The organism is Desulfovibrio psychrotolerans, from assembly GCF_013340305.1.
GTDB lineage: Bacteria > Desulfobacterota > Desulfovibrionia > Desulfovibrionales > Desulfovibrionaceae > Halodesulfovibrio > Halodesulfovibrio psychrotolerans.
Genome location: NZ_BLVP01000008.1, coordinates 768435 through 785114, shown reverse-complemented (window position 1 = coordinate 785114; position 16680 = coordinate 768435). Strand labels below are relative to the sequence as shown.

General features: G+C 60.3%; 7 protein-coding genes. All 7 read right to left on the bottom strand.

Annotated features, from left to right (window positions below; genetic code table 11):
- Position 1: 1 nt before the first annotated feature.
- The 7 genes from HUV26_RS11155 to HUV26_RS11125 all read right to left on the bottom strand — a co-directional run bounded on the left by HUV26_RS11155 (position 2) and on the right by HUV26_RS11125 (position 16462).
- Complete coding sequence (locus tag HUV26_RS11155; RefSeq protein WP_174410164.1) at positions 2-502, bottom strand: hypothetical protein; 501 nt, start codon at positions 500-502, stop codon at positions 2-4.
- The gene (locus tag HUV26_RS11150) at positions 499-2181 is read right to left on the bottom strand and encodes a cyclic peptide export ABC transporter (protein ID WP_174410163.1); all 1683 of its coding nucleotides are present in this window, start codon (positions 2179-2181) and stop codon (positions 499-501) included. The genes HUV26_RS11155 and HUV26_RS11150 overlap by 4 nt, the downstream gene beginning before the upstream one ends.
- A gap of 175 nt (positions 2182-2356) precedes the next feature.
- Positions 2357-8947, bottom strand: coding sequence for a non-ribosomal peptide synthetase (locus HUV26_RS11145; RefSeq protein WP_174410162.1), 6591 nt, complete (start codon positions 8945-8947; stop codon positions 2357-2359).
- A 595-nt stretch (positions 8948-9542) separates the two neighbouring features.
- Complete coding sequence (locus HUV26_RS11140; protein WP_174410161.1) at positions 9543-10154, bottom strand: YcjF family protein; 612 nt, start codon at positions 10152-10154, stop codon at positions 9543-9545.
- Positions 10155-10201: 47 nt separating this feature from the next.
- Positions 10202-11275, bottom strand: coding sequence for a type 1 periplasmic-binding domain-containing protein (locus tag HUV26_RS11135; RefSeq protein ID WP_174410160.1), 1074 nt, complete (start codon positions 11273-11275; stop codon positions 10202-10204).
- 562 nt (positions 11276-11837) lie between these two features.
- Entirely contained in the window at positions 11838-15122 is a 3285-nt protein-coding gene (locus tag HUV26_RS11130) for an efflux RND transporter permease subunit (protein ID WP_174410159.1), read from the bottom strand.
- A 2-nt stretch (positions 15123-15124) separates the two neighbouring features.
- Complete coding sequence (locus tag HUV26_RS11125) at positions 15125-16462, bottom strand: efflux RND transporter periplasmic adaptor subunit (protein ID WP_174410158.1); 1338 nt, start codon at positions 16460-16462, stop codon at positions 15125-15127.
- Positions 16463-16680 lie beyond the last annotated feature (218 nt).

Here is a 16680-nt window from a genome sequence, read left to right as displayed (position 1 = left end):
ATCACTCGGACCGATATTGTTGATGGGTGTACTGAGCCGCGCCGCGCCAGAATCTGTCCAGCGTATAATCCACGCACTGACGCTCAAAGAGGATGCAACGCTCCCTGTCATTCTGCGTCTGCCCCGTGCACAGGTTGTACATGACGGGGCACAGGTTGATATTTACCACAAACCACCCGAGATCGGGGCGCGAGCGCACCTTATCCCGTGCCTGGCTGACCAGTTCTTTTACATAGGCATTATTGCAGACACGCAGACGGGGGGTGTAGTCGGCATACTCCGCATAGCATTCCAGCCGCTGGCGGATAATGGCATCGTTTTCCCGTGCGTTGACTTCCGAGGCACGCGTTTTGTTCACATTTTCATACAGTTCGCGCACTTCCTGAATACTGGTACGCTGTTCCAGCTTGCGCGCCTGAGCAGGCGCAACCGCCAGAAAGCAGACCAGACAGATGGTCAGAAAGCTGGCCAGCACGGCGTAGCAGAGAATTACCCCTCTCATGCCGATCCCTCCTGCTGCCCGTTCTCCGCAAAGGTTCCATCGCGCATGCACAGCACCCTGTCCGCCACATGGAAGAAGCGGTCATCATGGGAGATGGCGAGAATGGTCGCGCCCTGCCCGCGCAGTTCCGGCAAAAATTCCTCATAGAAGAAACGCCTGAATTCCGGATCAAAGTCCGCCGCAACCTCGTCCAGCAGGTATACATCCCTGTCCTCAAGCATGGCGCATACAAGGGCAAGCCGTTTGCGCTGCCCGGCGGACAAATCCAGCGTGGAAAAAGTACCATCCTCGGTGATGCGCACCTTGGTATCCAAGCGCATCTTTTCCAGCATTTTTTGCGTACGGCGGGCGGAGGCATCCACTCCCAGCGGACGGCTGAAAAGATGGAAGTCCGCAGGCAGCACGGCAAAAAGGTTGCGGTAAGACTCCATGCCCACGTCTTCCACAGGCATGCCGTTCAAGATGAACTCGCCGGACTGGGGCTGATACAGCCCTGCCAGCACGTTCATGAAGGTGGATTTTCCCGAACCGTTGCCCCCGCGGATGAAGACCATCTCACCACGCTGCAGGGAAAACTCGGGCACATGCACCCCGAACTGGCGCGCCCCGTGCCTGTCCACATACTCAAACCGCACATCGCGCAGGAGAAGCGATTCAAAAGCGGGTACCTTGGGGTCCGGGTGCTGCCAGCTAGCAGCCACGCCTTCCCGTTCAAAGGGTTCGGTCACCGCATCCAGATGGCGCTCCATGTCCGTGAGTTCGTGCAGGCTCATTTCCACCTTGCCCATCAGCGGCACAAAACCCACCAGACTGAGCAGAGGACTGAGACAGAACATGGTGAGCACCAGCAGAGTGGAGGTGGATTCGGCATCCAGCCCCAGAAACCCCGGCATGAGGAACAGGATAAGCCCCAGAATGAGCAGGTTGAACATGGCAAAGAAGGAAATGCCTAGGGCATGCCTGCGTTCCATGGCCTCACGGGCCACGGAGGCTTTATTGAGTCCCTGCAGAATCTGCCCGCTGAACAGGTCTGTGGTCTTGGGCTTGTGCAGCTTCAGTTGCAACAGGCCGTCATGCAGGTCGCGCAGACCGGATGAAAACTCCAGATCTGCCCTGCGCGCAGGCTCCATAAGTGCCTGCACGCTGCCCACCAGCCGCAGAAAGATGCCAAGCCCCAGCCCCATAAGCAGCAGCACGCCCACAGTGCCCACAAACGAAACCGTGAACATCTTGCAAATAGCCACCAGGATCATCACGGAGTTGGCTGCGGAGGCCATGAGCATACGCGCCGCTTCCACCACCATCTCGCGCCCGTCCAGCAGCACGGACTGCACCTGCCCCCTGTCCAGCCGCGCATATTCCAGCAGCGATATGCCGCGCAGCTTGGTGGCAATGCGCATGCGCCATTCCATAACGCCGCGCAGGGCTATGAGGGCCGATTGCCCGGTTATGTAGCGGAAAAGATAATAGAACAGCCCGAGGCACAGAAGAAATGCCGCAAAGGTGTGGAACTTTATGCCCTCATCGGAAGAAAGCTGCTCCAGCCCCTGCAGCACGGTAAAGACGCAAAGCCCCTGCATGATACCCGCGCCAAGGCAGGCACCCACGAGCCGCCGCCCTTCCGCACCGGCGTTATCGCGGAGCAGCGTGAGAAAATACGATTGTTTCAGTTGCAGCATGAGTCCCAACAGCCCCCGTTACCGGAAGTCGCGATTGCAATGTTCATGGCCGGAAACCCCGGCACCCGGGCAGAAAGACCGGCACGCTCCACGAAGGAGTGATAGTGCCCTTCCTTGCTGTAAAATACAACTGGCGGAGTGCCGATTTGCACAAAAGTCCGCCATGTTACCAAAATCACGGTTCCTGCGGAACGCAGGCCTGCCGTCCTGCTGCCGTTGCCGCCCACAGGGCAGCATCCGGCACCAAAAGCCCCATTTCCGCTACGGGGCACTCCGGCAATTCTATGACGCTGCGCAACAGCCCGAGCCAATGTTCCGCAATCCGTTCCACTTGTTTCCGGGCATGGGCGGACGAATCATACCGGAACCGGAACCGCACGATACCGTCCGTCTCTGCCCAAAGGCACAGGCCGTGCGGCACCCCGGCGTGCATCCGCACGGATTCCAGCCGCAACCCGCCGGAAACGCCAAGAAACGGGGGCGCACCAAAGTGCACCAGATGATCCGGCCCGGAGCTGACAGCAAGGTCTCCCCACGCATCGGCGGGCAGCGGCATGTGGGCAACGGGCGAACGGTCCTCCATATCCTGCGCCACAGATTCCGCCAAGGCAGAGATGGTGGAATGCGGCAGCACCCGCAGCCGCAGGGGCAGTGGCTGCCCGAACATGCCCACGGTCTGCGTCGCTGCCTGCTGCGTCTGCGGCAACGCCGTGGTCATGGAGGCGAAAAGTACATCCGCGCGACCGGAGCCGGCAGAAAGGAACAGGCCCCATGCGGCGCAAAGCAGTGCTTCTGCCGAAACTCCGCATCGGGCGGCCAGCGCACGCAGGGCGGTGATTTCCACTTGCAACAGTTCCGCCGTGAACTCTTTTGTCTCCCCGGCAACGGCAACAGCGTCGGCCATTTCGCCATTGCGAGGCAGCAGCGGCACATAGCCCTGCGTCCCGGCAAGATATCGGCGCCAGAATGCCTGCGTATCATCCTCGTTCTGCAACGGCAGACCCGACAACGCCCCGGCAAGACTCACCGTACACGGCAGCACTGCTGACTCGTTGTGCAAACGGGCATGGTAAAGTGCGCACAGGTCGTGCAGCAGAATACCCACGCTCCGGTCGTCCAGAAGCAGACGGGGGAATGTCCATGCCATGGTGCAGCAATCATCGCCATGCCGCATGAACAGAACACGCATGAGCGGGCCGGACGGAAGGAAGGGGCGCTTCCGCTCAAACCCGAGCAGCGCCTGCAATTCCGCATCCTGCACCTCCGGCTCCAGACCCAGACCATCGGACACGGTCACCGCGTGCGCAGCTTCGGGCATCAGGCGCTGCTTAACGCTGCCTTCCCCCTTCTGCACAAAGACTGCTCTCAAAAATTCATGCCGCTGCACCACCTGCCGCCAGACATCGGGCAGCATTGCCGCGCACCGGTTGCCGCGCAGGCGGAAGGAGATCTGAACGGTTCCGGCAGCCGTCTCTCTTGCAGTCGCTTGACCCGACTCGTTCAGGCTTTCCACCAATGCCGCCTGCAAGGGAAGCACGGGAAATACGTTCTGCCCTGCCGCATGAACCGGAAAGGCACCGGATGCAGGCGCAGAGCGGGCCATCTCGCCAAGATTCGCTCTCCAGCGGTCCAGCATCGCGCGCACCCAGTCCGCATCCAGCAGTCCGCCGGGGAACTGCGCCACGATGTGCAGCGTTCCTTCCAGAATAACCAGCGACAGGTTCACCGGATCGGAATGCCGGGTGGATACCATGTCTGTGAGCAGGTCCGGATTGTGTCCGGACAGCCCGAACCCGTCTCGGCGCTCGACGGTTTGTCTTCCGTGATAGTTGAAACTGAAACTTGCCGCCGGTTTTTCAAGACGCTTCAGGGCATGGCACAACACGCAGAAGCCTGTGCCGCCATCCGGCACCTGCCGCATGTGTTGCAGCAGGTTCCCGGCAAGAGCCGATAGCGGAGAATGCGCATCCAGCGGCAGCCGGAAGGGATACGCCGCCGTAAACCAGCCCACCGTGCGGATCACATCCAGCGTGGAGTAAGAAACCTGCCGCCCGTGGCCTTCAAAGGTGAGCAGCACCGCGTCGCCTTCCAGCACAGGGACAAGGCTGCGCGCAAGGGTGGCCAGCAGGATGGACCGCATGTCCAGACCGTTACCCACCGCAAGGGCTTCCAGCCGGTCCACCACATCCGGGGACACTTGTGCCTCCTGCATAGTCCACTGCTCGTCCTGCGCCACGACAAGGGGAAGCCGTGCAATCCTGCCGGACACCATGTTCCGCCAGAATTCCAGTTCCCCCTCCGTTGCACCGGATTCCGCATGCCTGTACAGAGCGCGCAGCCACTGGTCAAATCCGGCAGCACCGGACACAAGCGCCCCGGGGCCGCGCCGGTACGCCGTTTCCAGATCATCGCTGAGTACACGCCACGACACCATATCCACACTGGTATGCGCGCTTACCACGAGCAGCAGAACCGCCTGCGGGGTACTGAACAGGCAGGCGCCCACGTTGTAGCCCTTGCATGGGTCTATCCACTCACGGATGGATCTGCCCTCCCGCAGGGCTGTTTCCGCCACGTCCGCATCGGCGCAGGCTATCCGCTTCCAGTAAACGCGGGGACTGCCCAGCAGTTCAAACGCCGCCCCGTCATGCAGCCGCAGCCTGTACCGGAACGCCGGATGATGCCGCACCACGGCCCGGAAGGCCGTTTCCAGCCTGTCCTCGTCCGCGGGGTCCTCATCGCGCCGTACTTCCACCATGAGAGATTGCACAAACTTGCGCAGAAAATCCGTCTGTTCGGGGATGAAGATATGGGCCACGGGGCTCACCGGAACCGGCCATGCGTCTGGCAGGGCTTCCGGCGTTGCCTCTGCTGCGCGACATGCTTCTGCCGCCTCTGCCACTGTCGGGAAGCGGAAGAGCTGGGCGGGAGAAAGGGGAATGCCGTGCTTGCGCAGCTCCCCGCACAGGCTGATGGCTTTTATGGAGTCGCCGCCGGCGGTAAAAAAGTTATCCCGTTCGTGCAGTTCCGGCCTACCCAAAGCCGTGCGCCACACAGCCAGCATAGTGCGGCGCAGCTCTTCCGTGCCAGCCGAGGATGCGGCGGCTGATGCCTGACCGGAGGCATTGCAAGCATCCGCCTCCCCTGCTCCGGCAGAAAGTGCATCGGAAGCGTTTTCTCCGTTCAGCACAGGCTGCCCGTATGCACCCTCAACAATCATGGCCCGCAACGATTCCAGCATGGCTTTTGCCGTCGAGCGGCTGTAGAGGTCGGAGTCGTACTCAAGCACCAGCATCAGGCCGCCATCCGGCAAGATGGCGGTCACGAATGTCAGGTCGAATCTGGCAAGGCCGGAATAGAGTGAAATAAACCTGCCCTTGCCCAAGGACAAGGACATTTCGCCCCGCGGATCGTCCGCCAATTTTTCCGGCATATCCTGCGGCAGAGTATCCGGCTGGCTGTCCGGCTGGCTGTCCGGCTGGCTGTCCGGTTGACTGTCCGGCTGGCTGTCAGGGCGACTGTCCGACTGGCTGTCAGGGCGACTGTCCGGCGAAGCCATTCCTTCATCATCTTCATAGCCATGCACATTGCCCTGTACGGGCACAGTCAGGGAAAGCTGGGGCGTGGTAATCATGACATCGAACAACGCCCCCCGCGCCGGGTCGCGCACAACGTCCAAATCGCCGTACAGCCGCACGGGCGGATACATGCAGTGTTCCATGGCTCCAGCCACAGCCTGTATGGACGAATTGAGCACGGTGGCAAACCCCTCCTGCGCCCTGACAGGCACCACCAAAGGCTGCGGCACAATGAAGTTGCCCACAACCTGCCCGAAAGACCCTTTATGCCGCACCGAAACAGGAATGCCCATGGTTATGGTGTCCCCGTCCGCACGGCTGCGCAGCAGCATGGCCACACAGGCGACAATGCGCATGAACAGCGAACCGGGCAGGGAATCGCGCCTGCAGAAATCCGCCACCTGCGTTCCGGAAAGAGCCACCCGACAAATCTCGCCCCGCCCCCTGCGAAAAGCCGGGCGTTCATACTCGGTGGCTATATCGGCCCGCGGCTGCCCCTGCGACAATACGTCCAGCCAGTACCTGCGGTCTGTCTGCATGACCGGAGAAGCCAGATACTGCTGCTCCGCATGGACAAAATCCTGATACTGCCCCTCTACGGCAGGCAATGCGCGCCCTTCCATGCAGGCCAGCAATTCATGCCCGACTATGCCCACGGACTGCCCGTCACCCACAATATGATGCAGGCTCACCGCAAGCCACACCCGGCCGGAAAGCCGGATGAGCAGCCCGCGCAACGGCGGTGGCTGGGTTATGTCCAGCGGGGTTTGCAGCAACTCCACGCACAGGTCCTGCGCATCCTCATCCGGTGTCAGGCTGTCGCTCAGATCGCGCAGGTCGGGCGTAAAGGGAATGTGCGGATGAATAATCTGCATGGGAGCGCCGTCCACCATGCTGAACGAGGTGCGCAGGCTCTCATGCCGGTCCATAATCGCACCGAAGGCGGCGCGCAGACGCTCTTCAAGAGCCTGTTCCGCTCCGGGTGTACAGGAAAATTCGACAACAAAGGACATGTTGCTGCTGGCTGCGGAAGCTTCCGACTGATGCAGTATCCAGTACTGCCGCTGCGAGAAGGACATGGGCAGCACACGCCCCGTTGGCATTTCAGGCGTGGTCCTCTCCGCTGCGGGCTGCCCGGGGATTTCGCTCTTGTGAGCCGCAGCTTCCGGTTTCTGCGCCGGGGCAGCCTGGCTGGAGAAGTCGCTCGGGACTGAACAATCAACACCTGTGGCAGCCGCCTGTGCAGCCAGTGCGGCATAATCAATCTTGCCGGAACGGTTGAGCGGCAGCCTGTGCAACTGCGTCCACCCTGAAGGAACCATATAGTCAGGCAGCGTGCGCAGCAGCCACTCCCGCAGCATCACAGGCGAAGGCAGCGCCTTTTCTCCCCGCATAACCAAAAAGCCGTGCAGGGCAGTGCTCCCGCCCATATCATCCGGCAGGCGATGGGCTGCCACGGCGCATTGCAGCACATCGGGCAATTCATCCAGCGCGCATTCCACCTCGCCGGGGTCGATGCGGAAACCGCGCACCTTCACTTCCCTGCCTATACGCCCCAGATATTCCAGTTCACCTGCGGCATTCCAGCGGACCAGATCGCCCGTCCTGTATATACGCCGGTTCTGCAAGGCCGGGCACAGAATAAAACTGGCTGCGTTCAGGTCCGGCCTGTTCACATAGCCCATGGCGAGACTGCGCCCGCTGAGGCAAAGCTCTCCCGGCTGTCCGGGCGGCACAGGCGCAAGGTCCGGCCCCAGTACGTGCGTTCCCATGTTAGGCAACGGCTTTCCCATGGGCAGGGGCACCCGTCCGGCGCAGGTTTCTCCTTCTGCGCCCCCGCTCCCGCCGTTTCGACCGCTCCCGTTGCTCCCAATGCTCCCGCTGTTCTCATTCTCCATGCCAGAACCGTGCGGAATGATACGCGTCATTGTCGCGCACACGGCGTTCTCCGTGGGGCCGTAGGCATTGTAATACGCAAGACGGGCGGCGTAATGCAGCGCATCTTCCCGGACAGGCGCTTCTCCTGCCGTAAGCAGGAACCGCAGGGTGGGAAAATCACGCCGCTGGAACAAACGCAGGTAGGCCGGGGGCAATGTGGCTCCGGTAAGGCCGTGGGAGTCTACAAAGGCTGAAAAAGATTCGGTATCCCCAATAATATCGCGCGAGACAGGGTACAGGCTGGCTCCCGCCCCCAGCGCCATGAACATTTCGGAAAGCGAGGCATCGAACGAAGGCAGTGCGAAGGCCAGCAGGCGGTCTGCGGGGGTTATGCCCAGCACGGCAATCTGCCCGCAGATCATGTTGACAAACGCCCCGTGGGAGACGGCAACCCCCTTGGGGATGCCCGTAGAACCGGAAGTGAAGATGATGTAGGCGCATGCGGCGGAATCTGCCGCGCGATGCACCGCATGGTCCGGGCAGAGTAACGCTGCGTCCATATTCAGATGGGCACAGCTGAACTCCGGGGTTGACTTTTCCGGGTCCGGCAACAGGCAATCGGGCACAGGGCGGGCGCGAAGGTCTGCATCGGTGCGCGCATCAAACAGCACGCGCACGCGTGCATCTTCCATCATTCTGCGCAATCGCGGGGCAGGCAGCGAGGCATCCAGCGGCAGATACACGGCACCGGCCTTCCATATCCCCAGAGCCACCACCGCCAGATGGGGATTCCTGCCCGTAAGCACCCCCACAACACGGTCTGGCACTGCCAGTTCCGCCATGTCGGCACTTTCCGGCGTGTTCATCGGTCCGGAAGAGATTGTGCTCCCCGTGCCGTTGCCGTTGCCGTTGCCATTGTCGTTTGCGGAGTGAGATGACACGTGCAGGGCGTGCACGGCTGGCGCTGGTTGAATGCCGTTTCCGTTCACACCGCCCAGAATATGCAGCAGCGCGTGCGCAACACGATTGGACGCTGCATCCAGTTCCGCATAGGAGAGCAACGCCCCGTCAACCAGCAGAGCGGGAGCGTGGGGAGCCATGCGCACCTGACGGGCAAAGAGCGCAGGAATGCCGCCATGAGGCACGGGCCTTACAGGACCGTACTCCCATACGTTGAGTTGCGCCCGTTCTTCCGGCGTAAGGGGCGCGCTGTCCGCATCTCTGCAGTCAGCACCGGTATCATCCGCCAGCACGGCGGCAGGCTCCGCCTTCTGTTCAGGGGGGAGCGGCAACGATCGGTTCTGCGTCATTCGGATTCCGATTCCTGCCCTGAATTCCACGTGAATACCATTGGAGATGGCAATCCCGCATGCCACACCCATCGGTATGAACCGGAGAGTGATGCAATATCTCTCCGGCATACGCAGGGTTCGATACGGGACAACCACAGCCCCCGCAGCACCGGACGAACAGGCAATAACAAACGGCTGCCCGCCGGTACCCCTGCGGTACATAAAGCCCTGTTCGGCTCAGATAAGCAGGCACCTGTACTGGCGCACAGCCTTGACGCAGGGAGGCACTATGCCCCTTCTGCCACGGCAAAGCGTCAGAGGACGGCAGGTACCGCAACGGCTAACAGCCGCACGGCAAGGCGCTTCCTTTCACTCCATGCTCGTCCATGCCCGGGCCATGCTCAGTCCATGCTACCTTACGTGTATACCACGCTGATTTCATGGACAGCCCAAGCCCCACACTGTGCACAAAGCATGGTCGGTCGCCCAGGTCCCGAAGCCCCGACCGCGCACTCGCTGAGCGAACACGTGCTGACATTGAACACGACCGCGCTCTACAGTGGCACACCCTACAGGAACGCATCCCACAGGAACACGCCCTACAGGAACATGCTTATGCCGGAGACTGCGCTTCGTCCGCTGCCGGTGCGGCCGCCTCGGCTGATTCATCCTTCTTCTTGGGATTCATCTTGGATACCAGAGCCTTGCCTTCTTCCATTTTGGTCTTGAAATAGGACTTGGCTTCCGCGGTATCAAAATTGACCAGATTGCCGCCCTTCTTGAAATGCCGGTCGAACACCCAACCCAGTGCATAGGTGGTGGCACCGCCCGTAATGCTCAGGGTAGCCGCACCGGCCGTGGTGCCGATAACCGGAATGCACTTGAACAGGGAAGCGAGCATGGGCACTGCCGCCACGGTGGCAACGCTGCCGCACAGGGAAGAAATGATGGATTTGACGCGTTCTTTCTTGAACTCCACGCCATACGCCTTGGAAAGGGCATAGACCATTTCCAGCTGAATGGCGGTAAGACCGGCCAGATCAACCAGCGGCACGGGAACAAAACCCAGTCCCACAGCCGCATAAACACGCTTGCGGATAATGCCATCCACTTCGTGCTCGCAGGGCAGAACCCTGGCCGTTTCCTCGGCGGCGTTCTCCATCGGTTCACCAGCTACGGTCTGTTCCGCCGCTTCGTTTGCCACATCGGGATTCTTCTTCGCCATTTCAAAGCCCCTTTAGTTTAGTTGCACGTTTCGGTCTTGCGACCCGCTTACTGTGACACCGTTGCATTCCGGACAGCCGCAAGGCTGGAATCGAAAATTTCGTCAGCAGAAATAAGCAGCACCAGAGGAACATTAATCTTCAACGCACTTGCGGTATCCAGATTCAACGTAATTTTGGGCCGGTACCGATATTCCGATGGCATAAAGCCTTCCGGCATCAGCCCCAGCAGTTCGGCAATGCCGGCTGCGTAAAATTCTGCCAGCGGCACATAATCCAGCGTGGAAAGCCCCATGAGCACTCCGCGCCGCACATGCACGGTTCCGTCCCGCGCAAAGGTGCGGATGCCCTTGCCATGCAGGCTGTCCAGCATGGGCTGCGGGTTTGCCTGCGTCCAGTCAAAGCAGTTGAGGGCAGAAATATAGAGAGCATCCACTCCCTGACTGATCAGGCTCCGCACCCCTTCCGCACAGGATTCCGGGCTTTCCTCCCTGTCCAGACGGTCATATTCCACAAGCTCGAACCCTCGCTCGCGTGCCACTTCGCGCGCCTCTGGCACGTTAGAGTACCAGAGCCCTTCCGGCGTATCGCTGTACATGATACCCAGACGGGAAAAGGGCAGTGCCTCGTGGAACAATACGAAAACCCTGTGCCATTTGTCCGGCGTATGCTGAATGATCAGGTTGGGCGCACCAAGTCCTGTATCCCGGTCAATGAATCCTGCGCGCACAGGGTCCGCCACGTCTATGGCCACAATGGAGGTTCTTCCGTTATTCTTGGCCAGCAGAGCCTTGGTGGCTTCCGTTCCCATGCTTATGATGGCGTCCACCGAAGGGTCTGCCATGAGCCGTTCAGCCTCCGCAAGATACACGTCGGGGTCTGCTCCCCAGCCGGGGCTGCTATGCAGATGCGGGGGCAGATGCACCTTGTCCCGCACGCCCATGCGCTCCAGCGCGGCGAGCACTTCCGTATACAGAAGTTCAAACTCCCAGTAAGGCCCCGCCTCAAAATACGCGATGGTCCCTGCTGAAGCAACTGCAGCCTGTGCATCATCCTCTGCCGCACGGGCGCTGTGCAAACCGGAAACAGCCAAGAGACAGCAGGCAACCAACAATACAGCCATATGGTGTATGGTTGTTGCTCGGGCAGGCAGGCCCGAACAGATACCACTGCATCTGCGGACCGGACTACTGCCCGATATCCGACTGAGAATCCTATCACGAACAACCATACACAATGAGCGCATTATCATCACGGTCCGTATTTCAGGCTCTGTTCTGACCAGCTTAGGCCAGTTAAAACTCTGTTCAGGTTCGGTTAAGCCTCAGTTAATCAAGTGGACACTCACTATCTCACAGAGTGATACTTTCTATCAGAAGATACTTGCCACCGTCCAGTATTCCCTTGCAGAACCTGTGGAAATGGCTTTTTGCCGCATGCCGGGACCAACCTCCGCCCCGTCCGTTACCGCCGCGGCAGTGCAGCAAATTCACGCTCCATCTTTGGTTTTCGCCGTGGGACCCGCAGGGACTGCAATCCCCTTCTTGCCCACAGGTAGCACAGTTCCTGCCCCTACTCCGTTATTATTCCCCGGCCTTTCCGGGCCTGTGCCTGTATCATGCCGTTTCTGCGTCCACACCCCCGCAATGCCCCACGCCTGAAAACGCCCCGTACCGCGCCCGCGGCTACACTTCCTGCGGCGCTTCCCTTGTGCATACGCCCGCGCCTTCGTACCCGGACTCCCCTGCCCCGGAAACCAGTATATACAGGGCCGGAATAATGACCAACGCCATGGCTGTGGATGCCGTAAGCCCGAACACGATGGCAAGGCACAGCGGCTTCCATGTGGGGTCTGCGATGGCAAGCGGCAGCAGGCCCACCACCGTGGTCAGGCTGGTGCTTATAATGGGCCGCAGCCTGTCAGCCGCACCGTGCGCTGCGGCATCGACCGCACTGCACCCGTTTCTGCGATATTCGTTCATGGTTTCCACCATGACGATAGCGTTATTTACCACAATACCGGCAAGGGAGATGATGCCTATCAGCGCCGGAAACGACAGCGGGATACCGAGGAAATAAAAGCCCGTAAACGTGCCGGAAAGCGCCATGGGCACTGTGAACATGATAATGAACGGCTGGCGGAACGACCCGAAAAGCAGTGCCATAACCGCAAACACCATGAACAGGGCCATGCACAGCACGGCAGGCACGGCGCTGTATACCTCGCCGCTGCTCTCCGCCTCTCCGCCAAAGGACACGGTGTACCCTTCCGGCCACGTGCCTCTGGCCTGCGCAAGCTTGGCGGAAAGAGGCCCCAGCACGTCCCCTGCGGTCACTCCTTCCGTTTTTGCCTTCACCGTTACGGTTCTGAACCCGTTGCGATGCGGAATGACCTGCTGCGAGGGAGCCAGCGTAATCTGCGCCAGCGATGCCAGCGGCACGGAGTTTCCTCTGGCATCGTTCACACGCAGAAAATACAGTTCCTCAATGCGCCTCGGGCCGCCCATGCCTCCTTCCCGGCTGGGCCACAGGCTGCCCATGCGCATGTCCAGATCATCCTGCGTACCGGACATCTTGAGCTTTCCCACCACATCGTTTTCCAGCGCAAGCCGCATCTGCGACACCACCTCGCTTTCGGTGAGTCCGTGGAAGTCCAGCGCCTCCCTGTTGGGAGCCACGCGCACAGCAAGGTCCGCAGGGCCGATGGTATCGCGAATATCCGTTGTTCCGGGAATCTGGGCGATCATGGACTGCACCTCTAGGGAAAGGCGGCGCAGCACCGCTTCATCGTCACCCGTTATGACCACCTGAACCGGATCATCGTTGGAAGAGCCGCCCGTCTGCGGCGTGAGGTACAGGCGGGTTCCCGGCCACGCTGCCAGAGACGTGTCCAGCCCCGCGCGCAATTCGTCCATGTATTCAAAGGCCATCTTGTCACGCTCTTCCTCCGGTACGAACCGGGCGGAAAAACCGATGAGATGCGATGCCTGGCTCACCCCGAGTGAATCTTCCTGCGAAACGGTGGAGAAAGGACTCTTTTTGCCCACGTACTTGGTCACGCTTTCGAACTGGGGAAAACCGCGCAGCATCTCGCCCGCAGCGTCCGCCACCCTCTGCGCCTCATCCAGTTCCGTTCCCGGTGCCATCTCTATAAGAATGCCCAGATCGCGTCCGTCACTCTTGGGATACATTTCCGAAGGCAGCGTTCCGGCCATGCGCAGGCTGAGCATGAACAGCAGCACGGCGTTCACGGTCCAGAACAGAGCCACCTTGCGGCTGCATAGTACGTTGCGGTGCATCCAGCCCCGCAGCCTGCCCGTCACGCGGTCTGTCAGAGCGTCTATGGCGGTGCCGGAGGGCGTGCCGCGGGATTTGAGCAAGTAGCGGGAAAGCGGGACACTGCACGCGAACGCGATGCAGAAACTGAGGCCAAGGCACACAATGGTGGTCAGCGGAATAATGCGGATGAACTTGCCGTCTGTTCCGCCAATGGCAAACAGGGGCGCAAGCGAAAGAATGGTGGTAAGCTGCCCAGCAAAAGCGGGCATGGCAAAGGTGCGCACCGTCTGCCACGCTGCGGCGGCAAAACTGCGCCCCTTGGTGAATATGCCCTCGTGCATGCCCTCCATCACAAGAATAAAAACGTCCACCATCATGCCCAGCGCAAGCACCATGCCCACAATGACCAACTGGTTCATGGTATTGCCGAAGGCTGCCAGCAAAGCGACGGTGCCCAGAAAGGTAACGGGCAGCGATAATCCCGCGATGAGTGCCTCGCGCCATGTGAGCATGAACAGCAGAATAACGGTAACGCACAGCATGGACTGCCAGCCGTTGTTCAGTGCCGTGGAAAGCTTTTCGTTGATGTTCTCGGACTGGTCCGAGGTTATGGCGTAGGTCAGCGTGGGCGGCCATCCGGGGGCGTGCACGGCCTGCTCCATGACCGTTTTGGCAACGGCGATGAGTTCCAACGTATCTCTGCCCGAACTCTTCAGAAGTGATATGGCCACCCCGTTGCGGTATTCACCCCCCTTCCAGCTCATGAAGGTGCGGGTGGTTTCCTGCGCAAGGTCACGAGAAACACGGGCCACCTCATACAGGCGCACCACGCGCCCGCCTGCTATACGCACAATGGGCAGATTTTCCACATCGGGCAGGCGTTCATACCGGCCTGTAAACTTGATGGAATAAGAAAGCACGCCTTCCTGTTCCACGCGGCCTAGGGGCATGTCCGTGCCGAAGGTCTGCAACTGCCGCTTGACCTGCGAGGAGGATATGCCCAATGCCTGCAAGCGTTCCGGCATGAGCTGGATGCGGACAATCTCTTCCCGCTCCCCAGCCAGCGTCACTTCACGCACGCCGGATATCCGCTCGAACTTTTTCTGCAAAGAGACGGCCATGCGCCCGATGACGGCGGGCGATGCATCGCCGTACAGCATGAAGGTGATAATGGGCGAATCGTTCACGGACATCTCCGTCACCAGCGGCTGTTCCGCTTCCGCAGGCAGGTCGCCTGCCGCCTCGGAAACAGCGGCGCGGAGCAACTGCATGGATTCGCCGAGATCCGCTTGCGCCTCAAACTCCACGGCAATGGAGGAGAAAGACTCCCGCGAACCGCTGAGAATACGCTTAACGCCCTTGAGGGACTTCAGCTTCTTTTCGATTTTGTTGGTAATTTCTTTTTCTATGATATCCGGCGGCGCACCGGCCCACTGGGTGGAAACCATGGCCTGCGGAATGGCGAGGTCCGGATTGGATTCCTTGACCATGCCCGAATAGCCGAGAATGCCCCCCAGAACCAGCGAAATAGTCAGCAGTATACTGAAAATGGGCCGCAGCACGAAAAACGAAAAGGCCACCCCGTAAGGACCGTCCGCCGCATCGCGCGCAGGCGCACCCGTTTCTGCCGTATCAGGAGCAATCTTCTGCCCGCCTTCATCCTGTCTGCCCGGACCATCTTCGTGCGGCATGGCTACCTCCCCTCCACCGGCACCACCTGAACGGCAGTGCCGTTCACCAGCAGGTGTCTGCCTTCGGTAATGACAAGCTCACCTTCCCGCACTCCTTCCAGCACTTCCACATTGGAGATGCCGCTTATGCCCATACGCATCTGCCGCTGCGCGGCTTTTCCCGTGGTGGAAGACGCGGAACCGGGTTCCGGTTCAAAGACGAACACCGAAGGCCGGCCATCGGAAAACACCAGTGACTCCATGGAGATGACCAGCGCATTGTCGCGCTGCTCATCGGCTATCCACGCCGTCACCAGCATGCCGTCCTTAAGGTGTTCCGCGCCCTCCACGGTATGCAGTTTAACCTGCACGGTACGGCTGTCTTCAGAAATGGAAGGGGTAATGGAATACACTATGCCCGTGGCGTATGGCGGCCTTTGCTCCGGGGGAATATGCAGCAGGCGTTCGGGCGAAAGCATGGTCTGCCCGAAGAAGAAATACGCCTGCTGCCCTTCCTGCACACCGTGGGCGGCAAAGGGCGGCAGATCCACCACCACTTCATACTGCGAGGGGTCTATAAGCACCACGGGCGTGGTTTTACTCATGCGCTCTGCACTGCTGCGGTCCACTGCCTCCGGTGCCACGGAGTCGCCCAGCCGGATGTTCAGATAGGCCACCATACCGGTAAACGGCGCGAACAGGCCTGTCCGCTCCAACCCCAGCTTGGCCTTGCGCAGGTCGGCTGTTGTGGCGGCGTATTCCGCCTGTGCGGTACGCAGGCGCGCCTCTGCGCTGCGCAGTTTGGCGCGGGCGTTTTCAAACACCGCCTGCTTAGATTCCAGTTCCTGCGCGGCAATGGCATCCTGCTTGAGGAGCGCGCGCGACCGTTCCAGATCAAGCCGGGCAAGTTGCAGGTCGGTCTGCGCCTGCGCAATATCAGCCTGTGCAGAGCTTATGCCTTCGGCAGATTTCCTCTGGTAGGCTTCCTGCGAGGTGTAGGTTTCCAGATCATCTCGCGTGTCTATGCGGGCAAGCAGCTGCCCCAGCATCTCCCCTTCGCCCGGACCGGAAACAATGCTGCCCTCCCGCAGGGGGAGCCCTTCCCTGTCCGTGCCCAGATACACAACCTTTCCGGCTTTCTCAAAAAAGAGGTACTCGCGGCGTATGGCGTAGGCCTTGCCTTCTCCATACACCCAGTGGCGCAATGTTTCGCGCTGTACGGGCAGGGCGGATACGGCAAGGGGAGGATGCTCGGGAGGCGGAGCCGCACTCTTTTTCTCACCCGACCCGACCACCAGCATGCCAAGGGCGAGAACAGCCGCCGCCACCGCCAGATACACCAAAGGCCGCGAAGATTTCATGCTTCCCCCTCATGAAAAGACGAAATGCCGTAACAGTTCCGCTTATATCCTATCCATTACAGTAATTTTTCAGATTCAGAAATACCTTTTCTATTCACGGACCCAAATACACGCCGGTGTGTGCCGGACCAAGAGAGAATGCGCACCGCGCGTCCATTTCCGCCAGTGCAACTGCAGAGGCACCGCCTGACATGGAGACAACGCAATCAGGCGCGCCG

What these genes read in the sequence shown, in the direction of transcription:
- HUV26_RS11155 (WP_174410164.1), bottom strand. Translation starts at nt 502, where the DNA reads ATGAGAGGGGTAATTCTCTGCTACGCCGTGCTGGCCAGCTTTCTGACC.
- HUV26_RS11150 (WP_174410163.1), bottom strand. Translation starts at nt 2,181, where the DNA reads ATGCTGCAACTGAAACAATCGTATTTTCTCACGCTGCTCCGCGATAAC.
- HUV26_RS11145 (WP_174410162.1), bottom strand. Translation starts at nt 8,947, where the DNA reads ATGACGCAGAACCGATCGTTGCCGCTCCCCCCTGAACAGAAGGCGGAG.
- HUV26_RS11140 (WP_174410161.1), bottom strand. Translation starts at nt 10,154, where the DNA reads ATGGCGAAGAAGAATCCCGATGTGGCAAACGAAGCGGCGGAACAGACC.
- HUV26_RS11135 (WP_174410160.1), bottom strand. Translation starts at nt 11,275, where the DNA reads ATGGCTGTATTGTTGGTTGCCTGCTGTCTCTTGGCTGTTTCCGGTTTG.
- HUV26_RS11130 (WP_174410159.1), bottom strand. Translation starts at nt 15,122, where the DNA reads ATGCCGCACGAAGATGGTCCGGGCAGACAGGATGAAGGCGGGCAGAAG.
- HUV26_RS11125 (WP_174410158.1), bottom strand. Translation starts at nt 16,462, where the DNA reads ATGAAATCTTCGCGGCCTTTGGTGTATCTGGCGGTGGCGGCGGCTGTT.